Consider the following 15957-nt stretch of genomic DNA (forward strand, 5'->3'; position numbering starts at 1 on the left):
ACTTCTGTCTGATGCGTGATTTATTTTGTCCTTATCTTCCGATAAGAATCATTGTTATATAAAGAAATTAACTAAGGTTTTTAGTTGTTTTCGTTTACATCTTATATAACTTTCGTTATATAGATCGTTGATATTAATTTTTAAAGGTTCATGTCATTCGCTCATCGCGTTGACTATTATATAGTACCACGGATATTTTTTCTTGTCAAGCTTTTTTTGAATTTTTTTATTTAATTCTTTATTTTGTGCTTGCCAATATCGCAATGACAATTTATATATTACACTAGTGCTTTTCTTTTGTCAAATTTTTTATTTAAAAAATCACCTAACCATTGGGTTAGGTGATTTTTCCTGTTTTTATATATTAAATTGATTTTTAAGTATGTTAAGGTTCCTTAGAATTTCTTCTGTTAGGTCGTCATAGGTTAGTAAACTGTCTATATCTTTTTTCGCTTGAGCCAAATTTCCTAGGCTTAAATTTATTTGTATTTTGTTGTAGGTAAGCCTTGGATCTTCAGGGTATTTTTTTAGGCCCTCTTGAATTATTGTCAAGGCTTTTTCTACTTCTCTGTTCATGTATAGACTTATAGCATAATCATTATAGGCTTCTCTAAAGTCTGCTCCTTCATTTAAGCCATTTCTAAAGGCCATTATAGAGTTTTCGTACTGGCCAAGGTTTTGGTAGCTAACTCCTAAGTAGTAGTATGCATCAGCCCTTTTGTGCTGGGATAGGATTCCTGTTAATTTTATAATTGCTTCGTTATAATTTCCTTTTCCTATATAATACAAGGCTTCTTCTATTTCTGCATTATCGTTTATTTCTCTAAGTTTATCCCTTACTTCTTCCTTAGCAGCTTCCACGTCTGTTCTTCTTAGGGCATTGTTGTAATAGTTTCTAGCCTTTAGGTATTCACCTAAGTTAGTATATATGTTTCCTAGTTCGTAGTAAGCTATAGCAAAATCTTCATTAGAACTTATTAGTTCTTGTAATATCCTTAAAGCTTCCCTAACAAAATCATCTTTTTCTTTTATTTCTTCTCTGTATGCCATTGGCCAAAGAAGTCTTGCATAGTTATATGAATTATACTTATCTAAAGGGTTTAGAATGTATCCACCTCTCAATAGGAGTAGGGCTTTCTCATAATCTTCATCCATTACCCTAATTGCTCTTGAGGATGAAAAATTAGTAATATCTTCTAGGTAGTGGTTTAAAACGTTTATATATTCATAATTATGAATAAAGTCTTGGTCAGCTCCAATGTTTATAAGCATGCCTTCGAGAATCAGGTCGAGATTTATTTTATTTGCCATCTCCCCTGTCATCAGACCTTTTTTCATATCGTCCATATAGATAGGAAGGGGCAAATCTCCTAAGAGTTCATAGGACGCTCCTTCTTTAAGGTCAATATATCCTAGTTTTTCTACATATTTTCTAAAATAATTGTCTAATTTCAAAGTTTTATCCTCTCATAAATTTTCTTTGTCTATATGGATGTTCGTCCGTGTATTTGAAGATATGACCTCTAATCACGCAGAAAAATGTTCGAATAACTGCAATTATAATGATTGTTATAAGAGTATTTATTCCTAGCCCCTGTAAGTTCATCATTAATAAGCTTTCTACTAATATAAAAATTGCTGAAATTAATCCGTAGGTAAGGGGATTGTCTATAACAAATTTCACTGATGAGCTCACTGCATAAAAACCGTGTTTGTTTCCTATATATACTTCTTCAAGCAAGGCAGATGTTAAAAGTTTCACTATGAAGCTCACCACAAAAGCACCTCTTTGGCTTGCCCCCATAACTAGCATATCTACTAATAAATTTATTATATAGAGATAGAACATAGTGCTTAGTAGTGGTTGAAAAAATGTATTTATGGATGTCTGTACAGATTTTTTCCCTGGGTTTCCATAAATAACAACAGCTCTTAAAGCTTGGACAACAAAGCTAAGGACTAAAACATCTACTAGATAATTTACGAACCCACCGATGCTTCCAAAAGCTGAAATTCCGAGCATTCCTGTGTCTTGTAAGATTAATCTAAGTAATATAAAGGCAAATACCAAGTAGACCTTGCCCAGCTTGGAGAAAGTTGCCTTTAGAGCATAGGATGATACTTGGATAAAGTCCTTTACTAGGTCTCTCATTACATCTTCTCCACAGTTTTAATTCCCAATAGTCCTAGAGAACTTTTAATTACTAGGGAAGTGGCGTATGTTAGGGCAAGTCTTTCTTCCTTTAATTGGATATCTTCTATATTTATTTGGCAGGTGTTATAGAATTTATTGAAATTTTTAGCAATTTCTGTGATATGTCTTGTCAAAAGAGAAGGCTCATATTTTTCACATGCCTTGGCTACCACGTCTTTGAAGTTTCCTAAAGATTTTACTAGGGCAAATTCTTCATCACTCGCGATTTTCTCGAAGGTTGAGATTCTAGGTTCGTTAAAACCTGACTTTCTTAAGACAGACTTAGCTCTTGCATAGGTGTATTGAACATAAGGGCCTGTTTCTCCATCAAAGTTTAGGACTTCATCCCAGTCGAATACATAGTCCTTGATTCTATTATTGTATAACTCTTGGAATTTAACAGCACCAATTCCTACAACCCTTGCAGTTTCATCAATATTTTCAATCTCGCTATCACGATTTACCATTATTTCTCTAGTTTTGTCGATAGCCTTGTTTAATACATCTTCTAGAAAAACAACTTGTCCTTTCCTAGTTGACAAAGTTTGGTCTTTAAGACTAACCATGCCAAATGGAATGTGGATACAATCTTTAGAAAATTCATAGCCCATAAGCTCTAAAATTGCCTTTAACTGTTGGAAGTGTAAGTTTTGTTGAGTTGCTACTACATATAGATTTTCGTCAAAATCATAAACTTTCTTCCTATTGATGGCTGTTGCTATATCTCTAGTAATATAAGCAGATGAACCGTTTGACTTGATTATAATTGATGGTGGCAAATCATAAGAAGTTAAGTCTACAATATAAGCTCCATCGGATTCAACTAATAGATTTTTCTCTTTAAGCTCATTGACAACTGCTGGAATAAATTCTGAGTGGTAAGCCTCACCATTGTAATTATCGAATTTGATATCCAAAAGCTTGTAAACCCTATCAAATTCATTGAAGGAAATCTCCTTAAACCAAGACCAGAGTCTTACAGCTTCCTCTTCTCCATTTTCAAGATTTTTGAACTCTAATCTAGCTTCATCCATCATTTTTTCATCTTTGCTAGCTTCGTTATTGTATCTAACGTAAAGATTTAGAAGTTCCTTTATCGGATTTTCCTTAAGCTTATCATCATCTCCCCAAAGTTTGTAGGCAGCAATCATAGTTCCAAATTGGGTACCATAATCTCCTATATAGTTGCTAGCTATAGTCTTGTATCCCATAAATTCGTGGATATTTCTTAGGGCATCTCCTATTACTGTTGAACGAATGTGGCCGATATGAAAAGGTTTAGCAATGTTTACAGATGAAAACTCTACAATTCTCGTCTTGCCCTTACCAAACTCACTTCTTCCATAGGCTTCTTTTTTATCAATTATCTCATTTAGAATCTTTTCTTCATAAGTTTGTCTATCTAGGAAAAAATTAATGTAAGCATTTAAACTTTCAATCCTAGAAAAACCATCAATTTCCAAGTTTTGACTAAGTTCTCCTGCAATCATAGCAGGATTTTTCCTCATAACTTTAGCAAGCGAAAAACATGGGAAAGAATAATCTCCCATATTATCTTGAGGAGGTATTTCGATTAGTTTATATATCTCTTCATAGGTTAATCCTATGTCTTTTTTTTCTATTTCTTTTGCAATTTTTTCTTTAAAATCAGTCATTTTGCCTCTCTTATCCAAATGTTACAATAGTAACTCCATATCCGCCTTCCTTATCATCGCCGAATCTAAAATCACTTATTCTCCTATCACCTTCAAGAATTTCGTTAACTCCCTTAATCAAAGCTCCTGTTCCCTTACCATGGATTATTTTAGCCTTGGCAAGGCCTGCAAGCATTGCATCATCGAGATACTTATCCAGATTTCTAATCGCCTCATCGTATCTTTGTCCTCTTAGGTCAAGGGTTGGCGATATATACATAGCCTTTTTAGTATTATACACTTTTGTAAGGTTCTTTTCTGTTTGGTTTTCTCCCTTGATTTTTGTAACATTTTTTATATTTGAATCCATCTTTAGGATTCCCATCTGAACTTTAATATTTCCCTTGCTATCTGGAGCTTCAATTACTTCAGCTTTTTCATTTATCCCTGCAATAATTACCATATCTCCAACTTTAAGACTCTTAGGAATATTTGATGACTTAGCTAGAGATAATTTATCACCTTCTCTTTCTATGCGACCTTCCTTGTATTTATTCCTAATCTTATTAAGAGACCTATCTATATCAGAAGTATTGGAATTACGAGATTTTTTAGCTTCTTTGAGCATTTCTTGACTTCTCTTATTTGCCTTAGCTAAAATTTCATTAGCCTTATCTTCAGCTTCCTTGATTATATCTTCTTCTTTTCTTTCAAGTCTCTTTGATTTTTCCTTTAACTCATTCCTAATTCTTGCAATTTCTTTCTTGTAGTCGTCAATTTCCCTGTTCTTATCTTCGATTTCTTTCTTGTCTTCTTCAATTTCTGCTAGAATCTTATTTATATTTCTTGTATCTTCTCCAATAAGATTCTTTGCATTTTGTAGAATTTCTAAGGGAAGACCTAGTCTTTTTGATATTTCAAAAGCGTTGGACTTGCCTGGCGTTCCTATTTCTAGCTTATAGGTTGGGGATAGGGTGTTTACATCAAATTCAACTGATGCATTCATAACTCCTGAAGTCTCTACAGCATAATATTTTAATTCACTGTAGTGGGTTGTCGTAAAGGTCATAACTCCTTTTTGTGTTAGGTAATTTAGGATAGCTATGGCAAGGGCGGCTCCTTCAACAGGATCTGTTCCAGACCCGATTTCGTCAAGTAGAACTAGTGAAGATGGTGTCGCCTTATCTAATATCCTAACTATGTTGGTTAGGGATGCAGAAAAAGTTGAAAGACTCATCTCTATTGATTGGGTATCTCCAATATCTACAAATATATCATCAAAAACGCAAACCTTACTTCCTTCAAGAGCAGGAATAAAAAGAGCAGTTTGTGCCATGGCAGAAATAAGACCAACTGTCTTTAGACTTACAGTCTTACCTCCAGTATTTGGTCCAGTAATAATAAGAGTTGTATAGCTTCCTCCAATCTTTACATCAATTGGTACAACTTTTCCAGAAAGAAGTGGATGTCTAGCTTCTCTTATATCCAGAATTTTTTCATCATTTATTATAGGTAAGCTCATCTCTTTTTCTAGAGCAAATTTCGCCTTGGATTGAAGAAAGTCAATTCTTGCTATTAGTTTTTGATTTTCCAAAAGTTCAACATCAAAAGCTTGGGCTATCCTTGAAAGTCTGTCGAGAATTTTTCTAATCTCTTCATCTTCCTTAATTTCAAGGTCTCTAAGTTGGTTGTTAAGTTCTACTATAGCGGCTGGTTCAATAAAAAGGGTATTGCCAGAAGAAGATTTGTCGTGGACAATTCCTCCAATGACAGCTCTCTTGTTGGTCTTTACAGGAACTACATACCTTCCATCTCTTACAGATACAACCCTATCTTGGAGAGCATCTTCATATTTGGATGAGGATATATATGAATTTAACTTAATCCTTATATCACTTTCTTTTCTTTGCTTTTGCCTTCTTATATTCCTAAGCGTCGAAGAAGCATTATCTGAAATCTCTTCTTCATTTATTATAGAACGGTCGATTTCATTTTTAAGAAAATCATTAGTAGAAATTCTAGCAAAAATATCTCCAATTAGTGAATCATCAATACTTTCTCCATAGTCTTTGAGGTAGGTTGATACCCTAAGAAGATCAAGTATTTTTAATAATTCACTCGGCTCTAAAATTCCATTTTTCCTGATATAGGCAACTATTTCCCTGAGGTCAACAAGACCAAATAAATCTATATTTCCATTTTTTCTTATGACCTTCTCCATAGCTTGAGCATAGTTTAATTCTTGGTTAATGTAGTCAATATCGCTAGAAGGTCTCAAGGCCATGATTTGTTTCTTTACCAAATTTGACCTAGCATATCGAGAAAGCTTGGCTAATATTTTTTCATATTCTAAAACTTGTAGGGTTCTTTCTTGCATTAAATAACACCTCTGTCGTAATTAATATTGTCAATTTTTTTACCTTTACAAAAGTCGTCTAAGTCATCATCTGTAAATACAGAGACAAGGATAGAAACATGAGCTTTAAATTTATCTAAATCAACCTTACTGGCTTTATCTGGATAAATAATCGAAATTCCATCTTCTCTAAGAATCCTTAACTTACTTCCACCTTCATTAACCATTTGACCATAGCTGAACTTACATGATTCGCACCCACTGAGACCACATTTTTTAATCGCAGAAAAAGGACAGTGTCTCATATTCATAAGTTCAATCCTACCATACCCCAAGGCTTCAACAGGAAAATACTTAGAATTCTGGTTAATATTTGAAAAAGTTTCTTCGACTGATGAACAAATCATTTCAGCGAAAGTTTTGTAAAACTTGTAAGTATAGCTATTAAAGACATTCATATACCTTCCTATCCTTATTTTTATCCCATTTTTCCTAAAATCTTCTACGAAATTTAGATCCCTGTAGTTATTAAAGATAACTCCCTTGATATTTTTCTCCTTAATAAAAGAAATGAGCTTATGTATATCATAATCCTCATGAGCTAGAAGGTTTAGGTAAAGATTAAAGCTCTTATACTTTTCATCATAGGAATTTATATAAATATTATCAAAATCTCTGAGTTTGGCTGGGTTTATTGCCGTGGTTTTTAGTTCAATATTAATCTGCCTCTTTGTATCAACGATATTTTTAGGGCTTTCTAGGTCAATACTAATAGCTTTTCTGTGGTAGGTCTTTAAAATTTCTTCCTTGAGTTTTTCGACTCCACCTCTCCTAAGGTCATTTATATCTTTCTTGCTAATAAAAATATTCCCTTCTATATCTACATCAATTTTTCTAGGACTGTAAATCTCATCTCCAAATTTTGATAGATTTTCTCTTATATCCTCTGGGCTTATTGTAATTTTCTTAGCTTCTTCTAAAACTTTATCAAGTTCATACCTTAGCTCAAAAGTCTTGTAGCTTAGGGTAAGGCTTGGTTTTTCTCCAAGTACACCCCTAAACTCAAGGCTTATTGGGAGATTTTTGTAGGTGGATAGACCATAATCGAGATTTTTGGTAAGCCTAGGAGAATTGAGCATCAAAACATCAGAGCCTACCTTTGCGTCTTTATATTTTTCTAGGATAATTCTATCATTTTTTTTATAAGCTTTAGTTGTTGTAAGGGGGAGTTTCTTGTTTTTATCTGTTGTTATTTCGAGATTATCACCAAGAACTAGGTCAGATGTGCTAATAAAGAATCTCTCCCTGCCATTTTTTTCAACTTTTCCAACACTTCTGTGCTTGTTGTCTTTCTCAAGAGTTATATAATCTCTATTTTGACCAAAAATGAATCCTTTGGTATACCCCCTATTTGAAATATCTCTCAAATCAGTTTGCTTATAGGATTTGCCATCAACTTTTTCCTTATAATTTTTAACTACATTAAAAACATATTCAGGAGTTTTCATCCTGCCTTCTATCTTAAAACAATCGATGCCTAGACCTATAAGGTCATCAAGCTTATCTATAACATTGAGGTCTTTCATGTTGAGAAAGTAATCCTTGGCTAGAGTTTTTCCAGCAGATTCCAATTGGTACTTTTGTCTGCAAATTCCTGCACACCTACCCCTATTTGCTGAACGAGCTCCAAAATAGGAGCTCATCAAACATTCTCCAGAATAGGAAACGCAAAGAGAACCATGAACAAAAACTTCCTTTTCCACGGGCAGATTTGCAATTTTTCTAAGTTCTTCAATCGGCGTTTCACGGGCAATAACGACCCTATCAAAGCCAAGATTCATCAGAGCCTTAGCTCCGTAATAATCCCTTACAGCCATCTGGGTAGAGGCATGAAGGTCAAGTCCTCTTAGTTTGTCTTTGAGAATGGTAAAAAGTCCCAAATCTTGAATAATCAAAGCATCAACCCCATATTCATAGAGTTTTTGAGCGTAAGATACAGCCTTAGCAATTTCTTCATCCTTAATTAAGATATTCATAGTTACAAAGACCTTCTTGCCAAAAAGATGGATAAGATCAATGTAGTCTTTCACCTGATCTATATCAAAATTTTCGGCATAGGCTCTTGCTCCAAAATCGTCGACTGCCATATAGAAACTGTCCGCTCCTGCTGCAAGGCCTGCTTCAAGCATCTGGTAGTTTCCGACTGGGGCTAAGATTTCCGCCTTAACCATCAAAGATTTCCTTTCAAGGTATCATTTTCTTTAGTTAAATCCATAACATGAACTTGAAGTCTTTTTACTTCATTCTTTAGTTTTTCTATTGTATCGTCAGAATTTTTGTGCTTGTCGAGTTTATTTTTAAGACTGAGTATCTCTTCTTGAAGATTATTTATTTTTTCTTTGCTTGTAGACTTTTCCTCAAGCAAAAACTCATTTTCATCTCTAAGTTTTTCTACTTCTTCCTTAACTTTAGGATATAGGCTTAAGGGTTCTTCGCTTTCTTCCTTTAGAGTATTATAATCTTTGGCAAGCTTAAAGAGGTCGTCTGTGATGTTTACCCCAGCCAAAATCAACTGCCTATCAAAGGTTAGCCTACTAGATTTCACTTCTTGGATTTTTCTATCAAATATTTCTACTATCTCTTTTATATTTTCCTTGGCTTCATTTGTAACAAGGGTGTAATTTTTGCCATCTATTTGGACGTCAACTTTATATTCGCTCAAGTATTACTCCTAACTACGCAAAACTATATCTTGTTTCTCTAATTCTTCTAGGATATTCTTCTCTATTCCAGAGATGTCCTTATCCTTTAAGGTTCTATCATTTGACCTATATAAAACCTTGTAAGAGATTGATTTTTTGCCCTTTTCCATGTGTTCGCCTGTATAGATATCAAATAAACAAATACCATCTACAAGACCACCACCATTTTCTCTTATAATATTTTCAACAAGGTCTGACTCTAAATCTCTAGCTACTACGAAAGAGTAATCTCTTTCAATAGCTGGATACTTGCCTATAGGCTTATATTTTTTCTCGATAATTCTTTTATCCTCTATCAAGGCTAGGTTTATTTCAAGAATTAAGGCTCCTTGGTCGATATCATATTCATCCCTTACTGGGTAGGAAATCTCTCCCATAATACCGATTTTTGCCCCTGCAAAATAAATATCTGCACATCTTCCCGCATGAAAAGTTCTTACATTTTCATTAGCCTTATAGGTAAATCTATTGAAGCCTACACCTTTCATAACCTCTGTAAAGAAATCTTTTAGGTCGTAGAAGGTGTATGAACCATAAAGACCCATAGTTAGGGTCATATTTTCCTTAGGAAGTTTGTCAGAAGTTTTCTCGAAAGTCCTATCAAGCTCAAAAAATCTCATATCTTTTTGCCCATATTTGATATTTTTTCCTATAACATCAAGCATAGATGGTATCTGAGTAGTTCTCATTACTGAATAATCTTCACCAAGTGGATTGATAAGTTTAATATAAGATCTTAGCTTTGAATCATCTTCTACCCCTAGCCTATCAAATTCTTTTGGAGAAATAAAGGAATAAGTTGCAAGTTCAGAGAATTTCTGACCGACAAGTTTATTCTTTAGATCATCCCTTAGTAGTCTTTTGCTAGACCTTTCCCCTCTTTTGAGGCTTGAAACTAGAGGTTTATTTTCAATGTTGCCCATCCCATAAAGTCTTACAACTTCTTCTATGAGATCTGCTTCCATTTCAATATCGCTCCTAAAATAAGGAACCTTGACCCTGATTTTTTCTTCACCAACTTTTTCTACTTCAAATTCTAATAGTTCAAGATTTTTGATGGCTTCATCAAGTGTAAAGTCTACCCCTGTAAGCATATTCAATCTATTGAGTCTAAGGTCAAGGGATATTTCTTCCCTACTTTGTTTGCCCTCATCAAAAGATCCTCCTACTACTTCACCAATACCAAGGTCAGCTATCATTTTCATAGCTCTTTTTGATGCAAATTCTGCCATTTCTATTGGCACACCCTTCTCGAAGCGGCTGCTTGCCTCGCTTCTAAGACCAAGAGTCTTTGATGATTTTCTTATATTTGAAGCATCAAAATTTGCTGCTTCTAGGAGGATGTTTTTTGTTTCATTTGTAACTTCAGAATCCATCCCGCCCATTATTCCTGCAAGACCAATAGCTTCCTTACCATCAGCTATTACAAGCATTGATGAATCGAGTTTCCTGTCAGTTCCGTCAAGTGTTTTTAGGATTTCACCTTCCTTTGCATCTCTTACGATTATTTTTTTATCAGCTAGTTTATCAAGATCATAGGCGTGGAGGGGTTGACCTGTTTCAAGCATAACAAAGTTTGTAATGTCAACAATATTGTTGATTGGTCGCATACCAGCAAGCATTAGGTAGTTTTGAAGCCATTGAGGAGATTTTTTGATTTTTATATTTTTTGCAACCCTTGCTACAAAACGCTCACAATTTTTGCTCTCAACTTGTATTCCTTTAGAATAATTTTTTATATCTTCATCATTTGCCTTGAAATCCAGGCTTGGGTAGGTGATTTTTTCACCAAAACTTGCCGCAGATTCTCTAGCCATTCCAATGATAGAAAGACAATCAGGTCTATTTGGAGTTATTTCATATTCTATAACTGGTGTATTTGAAAAAAGGGCATCCACTGCTCTTGTTCCTGGCCTGAAGTCGCCCTCAAGAACAATAACTCCATCCCTAAGATCTTTAGGGATAACAGAATCATCATAACCAAGTTCACTATAGGCTGTAAGCATACCTTGGGATACTATTCCAAAAAAGTCATGGTCTTCTATCACTGTCCCATTATCAAGTTTAGTTCCAGAAGTAATCACCAAAAGATAATTCCCTTCTTTGGTATTTTTTGCATTAGTAATTATTGTTATAGGCTCATCTTCTCCAACATCAATCTTCAAAACCTTGAGTCTATCAGCATTTGGATGTTTTTCTTGACTGAGTACATGACCTACCACAACTCCTTCTAGGTTACTTGTGTAAATATTTACTTCCTCAACATGAGATCCAGTTTCTGATAGCCTATCTGTTATAGTCTTTAAGTCTTTGTCTAATTTTAAATAATCTTTTTGCCAAATTAAAGGTACTAACATATTTCCTCCTAGAATTGTTCTATAAATCTCTTGTCATTGTCATAGAGAAGTCTAATATCATCGAGGCCATATTTGACCATGGCAATCCTATCAACTCCTAATCCAAAGGCGAATCCAGTATATTTTTCACTATCTATACCACAAGCCTCAAGCACTTTCGGATGAACCATTCCTCCACCCAAAAGTTCCATTGACCAGCCAGTATTTCCACAAGCAGGACATCCCTCGCCCTTACATATTGGGCAAGTTACATCTACTTCAAGAGATGGCTCAGTAAATGGGAAATGGTGGGGACGATACCTCAACTTCATCTCATCCCCAAACATTTCTTTAATAAAAGTTTCTAAAGTAGACTTTAGATTTGCCATAGAGACATTCTCATCTACTACCAAACATTCCAGTTGATGAAACATTGGTGAGTGAGTTGCATCTACCTCATCATTTCTAAAAACCCTACCAGCAGAGACCATCTTTATTGGAAGTTTACCCTCGTTCATTACCCTAATTTGCATACTAGATGTATGAGGACGTAGTAAGACATCTTTGTTGATATAGAAGGTATCTGATGTAGACCTTGCTGGATGATCTTCTGGTGAGTTTAGATCGTCAAATACGAACTTCACTGTATCTACTTCTGGTCCTTCAACAACATCAAAGCCCATATTCTGGAAGATTGATTCAAGCTCTTCCATAGTTTGGTTAATCACTGCAAAGTGGCCTGACTCAACCTTATCGAAGTGAGCAGTTACATCTATCTTTTCTTCCTTAACCCTTTCTTCCAACAATGCTTTTTGGATTTCTTGTCTTTTTTTACTAAGAGATTTTTCTATTGCACCACTAGTTTGATTAATCAACTTCCCTGCCATAGGCTTTTCTTCATTAGAAAGTTTAGCTATAGATTTTTTTAAATCTGTGATTACACCCTTTTTTCCTAAATATTTAATTCTTAATTTCTCAAGATCATCAATAGACCTTGCTACTGTCAATTCACTGGTAAAAGTTTCTAAAACTTTTTTTAAATTCTCTTCCATTTTTTCCTCCAAATAAAAAAATCCGCCCTCAAAAGGACAGATATTTCTGCGGTACCACCTTAATTGGTTTATAAATAAACCCACTCTTTGCTTTAACGAAAAGCTTAAACGTATCGACTACTTAATTCATCTCAAACTTCATCGGTGAATATCTCTAATCGTAACTTAAAAGGCTCTCAACATCCCTAATTTGCTGTATAAGAATAACTAAAGTCTTTCCGAATCATTAGCCTAGTATATTCATCATAATGCTTGCTGCTATGGCTGCATTTAAAGATTCAATCTCTCCTTGCATGGAAATTTTTATGAAATCATCAGTCATCTCTCTAATTTCATCGCTTAGACCATTGGCCTCATTCCCAATAGCAAGGATAATAGGCTTACTATCAAGCTTATAGTCTTTCGCCTCTATCCCGTCCATATCGCTAGCTAAAATTTTATAAGAACTCTTCATTTGTCTAATATCATCTAGGGAAAGCTCTTTGATATTTGTTCTAAAAATCGAACCCATAGATGCCCTAAGAGTTTTTTCATTGTAGATATCTACACAAGCTTCTGTTAGGATAATGTCTGAAAATCCAAAGGCTTCAGCCGACCTAATCATAGTTCCCATATTGCCAGGGTCATTGATGTGGTCGAGGAGAAGAACTTTTTCAGATTTTATATCCTTGACTTTTTTCTTCCTAACAACTGCCCCAATCCCATCAGGTGCTTTTAGTTCAGTCAATTTAAGGTAGATATTCTTATCAAAGACAAACTCATCAAATTTATTCTTGTAGGCTACTCCATCTTCTAAGAAGATAAAATCTATATCAGCAGATGAGCTTATAGCCTCATCCACTAATTTTCTAGATTCTATTACAAACAAGTTTTCCTTATCTCGATATTTCTTTTTTCTAAGTCTTTTGATTAACTTAAACTTTGAGTTGGATACCGAATTTATTATCATAGCTTGCTTATTTAGCAAGTTCTACTAGTTTAGCAAATTCTTGTGGGTTGTTTACTGCAAGTTCAGCAAGCATCTTTCTGTTTATTTCGATGTTAGCTTTCTTTAGGCCACCCATAAGTTTTGAATAGCTAGTTCCATTAAGTCTTGCTGCTGCGTTAATTCTTGCAATCCAAAGTCTTCTGAAATCTCTTTTTCTGTGTTTTCTTCCGATATAAGCATAGCTTAAAGATTTCATTACAGCTTGGTTAGCTGTCTTGAATAGAAGACTCTTAGAACCATAGTATCCTTTAGCTTGTCTTAATACTTTTCTGTGTCTTTTTTTTGCATTTACTGCTCTTTTTACTCTTGCCATCTATGTCCTCCTATGCGCCTATCATTGTTCTAACTGTTTTGATTTCTGTTGATGCAACAGAAGTAGCTTTTCTTAGCCTTCTTTTTCTGTTTGGTGATTTTTTAGCTGTTAAGTGGCCCTTGTAAGCCTTTCTTCTCATAACTTTTCCACTGCCTGTAACTTTAAATCTCTTAACCGCAGCTCTTCTTGTTTTATTTTTGTTTGCCATATTACTCTCCTTTTTCTTCACTAGGTTCTAAGAACATTACTAAAGATCTTCCTTCCATTTTAGGGCTTTTTGTAACCTTGAAAGAATCTCCAAGCATGGTCTTAAATTTTTCCATCAACTCGAAACCTGGCTCTTTTCTGCCAAGCTCTCTTCCACGAAATCTTATAGAAACTTTTACTTTATCCCCGTTATTTAAGAATTTTTTACTTTGATTTGCCTTTGTTTGCAAGTCATTGTCTTCTATATTAAGAGAAAATCTTGTTTCTTTTAGTTGAACGTTCTTTTGTTTCTTTCTATTTTCTTTATCTTTTTTCTCTTGATCGTATTTGAACTTTCCATAATCCATGATTCTGGTTACTGGTGGTTTAGCATTTGGGCTCATCAAAACTAGGTCTAGTTTTCTATCATAAGCCATATCCAAAGCTTCTCTGTAGTCTACAATTCCTACTTGGTTACCATTTTCATCAATCAGTCTTACTTGTTTAGCTCTAATTTCTTCATTTATTCTTAAATCTTTTATAAGTATACCTCCGTGTATTCACATAAAAAAAGCGGGCACAAAGTACCCGTTCCAATTTTAATTTATAGTTAAAATTATTAACCTACAAACCATAGTCGGCAGGTGAGTTGGGTACTTCTTTGTTGTCTATGTCGTATATAGTACCTCAACTTTAATAATTTGTCAATACTTTATTCTACTTTTAAATAAACTACTGCAAAGGCCTTACTGCCTGCGTGAACCCCTATAACTGAGCCCAATACTGTCTTATGATAGCCTTGAGACTTTTCAACCAAATCTCTAGCTTCTTTCTCAAAAATCTCGCCTATATTCTCGTTTTTACCATAGACAAGACCGAGATAGTATTTTTTACAGCCCTTAAGGTCTTCCCTTACTCTTTCTATAATATCTGACAAAGCCTTTGTTTCTTTTCTCTTTAATTTTATAAGAGCAATCTTACCTTCTTCATTTAGCATAAGCTCTGGTTTTAAATCTAATATCCCAGCGGTCTTGGCAAATATTCCACCTGCCCTGCCCCCTTTTTTGAGATTAGTTAGGCTATCAAGCCAAATATATAACTTTTTATTAGCTTTTGTTTCCTCAATTTTTTGGCAAATATAGGAAAAATCTTCCCCACCCCTTATTAGTTGACTAGCAAAGGATACAAACAGCCCTTCTCCAATTGATGCAAGCTTAGTATCATAAACCTTAATATTTTCGTACTCACTTGCTACCATTTCACAAATTTGATGGGTTGCAGAAAGCCCCGAGCTTACCGTGAAACATAAAATCTTAGTAAAGCCTTGGTCAAAAATTTTATCAAACATCTCTTTGAAATCTCCAGGAGATGGAGCAGAAGATTTTGCCAAGTTATCTTTATTTAATTCGTTAAACTTGTTAACCTCATCTAAGTTTATGTCTATTTCATCCTTATAATACTTTCCATTTAGGTTTACATAAAGAGGCATCACAAACACTTCTTCAAGTTCTCTTAATTCTTTTGGTAAGTCAGCGGTCGAGTCTGTTAGTATCGCTATTTTTTCCATATTTTCTCCTATTTGCTATATGTCTTTGGAGTTTATAAATTCCTCTAATTTTTTCTCTAATTCCTTATCTACAAGCTCCAAGTTTAAGTATAGGTGTCTTTTCCCATGCTCATCCAAACCTTCTTCTACTCTTTCTAAGACAGATTTTGTAAATTCACTCTTTCTATTCTTGTAATCATAATATTTATCAGTCAATATAATATGTGAAAATCTTCCATCTTTGTCTGATTTAACCTTTTGTACATAACCCTTTTTTTCTAAAATGTTAATCTTATAGGACATGTTAGGTTGTGATATATAAAGAAAGTTTACAAGCTCATTGATTGTTGGCTCTTCCAAATAATCAATAACTTCTAATAACATTGTTTCTACAAAGGTCAATGATGTGTTGCTATTTTCATATTTTTTAAATATTGACCTATAAAAATGTAATTTAGTTTTTTTGACTATATCCTCTAAAATGTTATCCTTCATGATAACCTCCTATATAAAATTTTAAAATAAATTTAGTTAAATTAATTGATATATTACTGTCTCTTATACACATCTGACGCTGCCGACGACCTAAC

General features: G+C 34.2%; 14 protein-coding genes. All 14 read right to left on the reverse strand.

Annotation, left to right across the window (positions count from 1 at the left end):
* Positions 1–357: 357 nt before the first annotated feature.
* The 14 genes from Q0W95_RS05170 to Q0W95_RS05235 all read right to left on the reverse strand — a co-directional run bounded on the left by Q0W95_RS05170 (position 358) and on the right by Q0W95_RS05235 (position 15862).
* Positions 358–1455 (reverse strand): tetratricopeptide repeat protein, encoded by a 1098-nt coding sequence (locus Q0W95_RS05170; protein ID WP_297790564.1) that lies wholly within the window; start codon positions 1453–1455, stop codon positions 358–360.
* Positions 1456–1459: 4 nt separating this feature from the next.
* A complete protein-coding gene (locus tag Q0W95_RS05175) occupies positions 1460–2152 on the reverse strand; it encodes a hypothetical protein (RefSeq protein WP_297790566.1) in 693 nt (230 codons plus the stop codon).
* On the reverse strand, positions 2152–3849 hold the full coding sequence (argS, locus tag Q0W95_RS05180; protein WP_297790568.1) for an arginine--tRNA ligase: 1698 nt from the start codon (positions 3847–3849) through the stop codon (positions 2152–2154). The genes Q0W95_RS05175 and argS overlap by 1 nt, the downstream gene beginning before the upstream one ends.
* Positions 3850–3859: 10 nt before the next feature.
* Positions 3860–6205, reverse strand: a complete 2346-nt coding sequence (locus Q0W95_RS05185; RefSeq protein WP_297790570.1) for an endonuclease MutS2 — start codon at positions 6203–6205, stop codon at positions 3860–3862.
* Positions 6205–8415, reverse strand: coding sequence for a U32 family peptidase (locus tag Q0W95_RS05190; protein WP_297790572.1), 2211 nt, complete (start codon positions 8413–8415; stop codon positions 6205–6207). Before Q0W95_RS05190 ends, Q0W95_RS05185 begins: the two co-directional genes overlap by 1 nt.
* Positions 8415–8906 (reverse strand): cell division protein ZapA, encoded by a 492-nt coding sequence (gene zapA, locus Q0W95_RS05195; RefSeq protein ID WP_297790574.1) that lies wholly within the window; start codon positions 8904–8906, stop codon positions 8415–8417. Before zapA ends, Q0W95_RS05190 begins: the two co-directional genes overlap by 1 nt.
* Positions 8907–8915: 9 nt before the next feature.
* Positions 8916–11303 (reverse strand): phenylalanine--tRNA ligase subunit beta, encoded by a 2388-nt coding sequence (pheT, locus tag Q0W95_RS05200; RefSeq protein WP_297790576.1) that lies wholly within the window; start codon positions 11301–11303, stop codon positions 8916–8918.
* Positions 11304–11311: 8 nt separating this feature from the next.
* The gene (gene pheS, locus Q0W95_RS05205; protein WP_297790578.1) at positions 11312–12334 is read right to left on the reverse strand and encodes a phenylalanine--tRNA ligase subunit alpha; all 1023 of its coding nucleotides are present in this window, start codon (positions 12332–12334) and stop codon (positions 11312–11314) included.
* Between the two features lie 226 nt (positions 12335–12560).
* Positions 12561–13283 (reverse strand): RNA methyltransferase, encoded by a 723-nt coding sequence (locus Q0W95_RS05210; protein WP_297790581.1) that lies wholly within the window; start codon positions 13281–13283, stop codon positions 12561–12563.
* Positions 13284–13290: 7 nt separating this feature from the next.
* Positions 13291–13635: a 50S ribosomal protein L20 gene (rplT, locus tag Q0W95_RS05215; RefSeq protein ID WP_297790583.1), complete on the reverse strand. Its 345-nt coding sequence runs from the start codon at positions 13633–13635 to the stop codon at positions 13291–13293.
* A 10-nt stretch (positions 13636–13645) separates the two neighbouring features.
* Complete coding sequence (gene rpmI / locus Q0W95_RS05220; RefSeq protein WP_297790585.1) at positions 13646–13843, reverse strand: 50S ribosomal protein L35; 198 nt, start codon at positions 13841–13843, stop codon at positions 13646–13648.
* Between the two features lies 1 nt (position 13844).
* Positions 13845–14381, reverse strand: coding sequence for a translation initiation factor IF-3 (gene infC, locus Q0W95_RS05225; RefSeq protein ID WP_297790591.1), 537 nt, complete (start codon positions 14379–14381; stop codon positions 13845–13847).
* Positions 14382–14533: 152 nt separating this feature from the next.
* Positions 14534–15388: a DegV family protein gene (locus Q0W95_RS05230; RefSeq protein ID WP_297790587.1), complete on the reverse strand. Its 855-nt coding sequence runs from the start codon at positions 15386–15388 to the stop codon at positions 14534–14536.
* A 15-nt stretch (positions 15389–15403) separates the two neighbouring features.
* Positions 15404–15862: a MarR family winged helix-turn-helix transcriptional regulator gene (locus Q0W95_RS05235; protein ID WP_297790589.1), complete on the reverse strand. Its 459-nt coding sequence runs from the start codon at positions 15860–15862 to the stop codon at positions 15404–15406.
* Positions 15863–15957 lie beyond the last annotated feature (95 nt).

The sequence above is a fragment of the uncultured Anaerococcus sp. genome (genome assembly GCF_947253225.1).
Lineage (GTDB): Bacteria > Bacillota > Clostridia > Tissierellales > Peptoniphilaceae > Anaerococcus.

What these genes read in the sequence shown, in the direction of transcription:
- pheS (WP_297790578.1), bottom strand. Translation starts at nt 12,334, where the DNA reads ATGGAAGAGAATTTAAAAAAAGTTTTAGAAACTTTTACCAGTGAATTG.
- Q0W95_RS05235 (WP_297790589.1), bottom strand. Translation starts at nt 15,862, where the DNA reads ATGAAGGATAACATTTTAGAGGATATAGTCAAAAAAACTAAATTACAT.
- Q0W95_RS05190 (WP_297790572.1), bottom strand. Translation starts at nt 8,415, where the DNA reads ATGGTTAAGGCGGAAATCTTAGCCCCAGTCGGAAACTACCAGATGCTT.
- argS (WP_297790568.1), bottom strand. Translation starts at nt 3,849, where the DNA reads ATGACTGATTTTAAAGAAAAAATTGCAAAAGAAATAGAAAAAAAAGAC.
- Q0W95_RS05185 (WP_297790570.1), bottom strand. Translation starts at nt 6,205, where the DNA reads ATGCAAGAAAGAACCCTACAAGTTTTAGAATATGAAAAAATATTAGCC.
- rpmI (WP_297790585.1), bottom strand. Translation starts at nt 13,843, where the DNA reads ATGGCAAACAAAAATAAAACAAGAAGAGCTGCGGTTAAGAGATTTAAA.
- Q0W95_RS05230 (WP_297790587.1), bottom strand. Translation starts at nt 15,388, where the DNA reads ATGGAAAAAATAGCGATACTAACAGACTCGACCGCTGACTTACCAAAA.
- Q0W95_RS05175 (WP_297790566.1), bottom strand. Translation starts at nt 2,152, where the DNA reads ATGAGAGACCTAGTAAAGGACTTTATCCAAGTATCATCCTATGCTCTA.
- Q0W95_RS05210 (WP_297790581.1), bottom strand. Translation starts at nt 13,283, where the DNA reads ATGATAATAAATTCGGTATCCAACTCAAAGTTTAAGTTAATCAAAAGA.
- rplT (WP_297790583.1), bottom strand. Translation starts at nt 13,635, where the DNA reads ATGGCAAGAGTAAAAAGAGCAGTAAATGCAAAAAAAAGACACAGAAAA.
- pheT (WP_297790576.1), bottom strand. Translation starts at nt 11,303, where the DNA reads ATGTTAGTACCTTTAATTTGGCAAAAAGATTATTTAAAATTAGACAAA.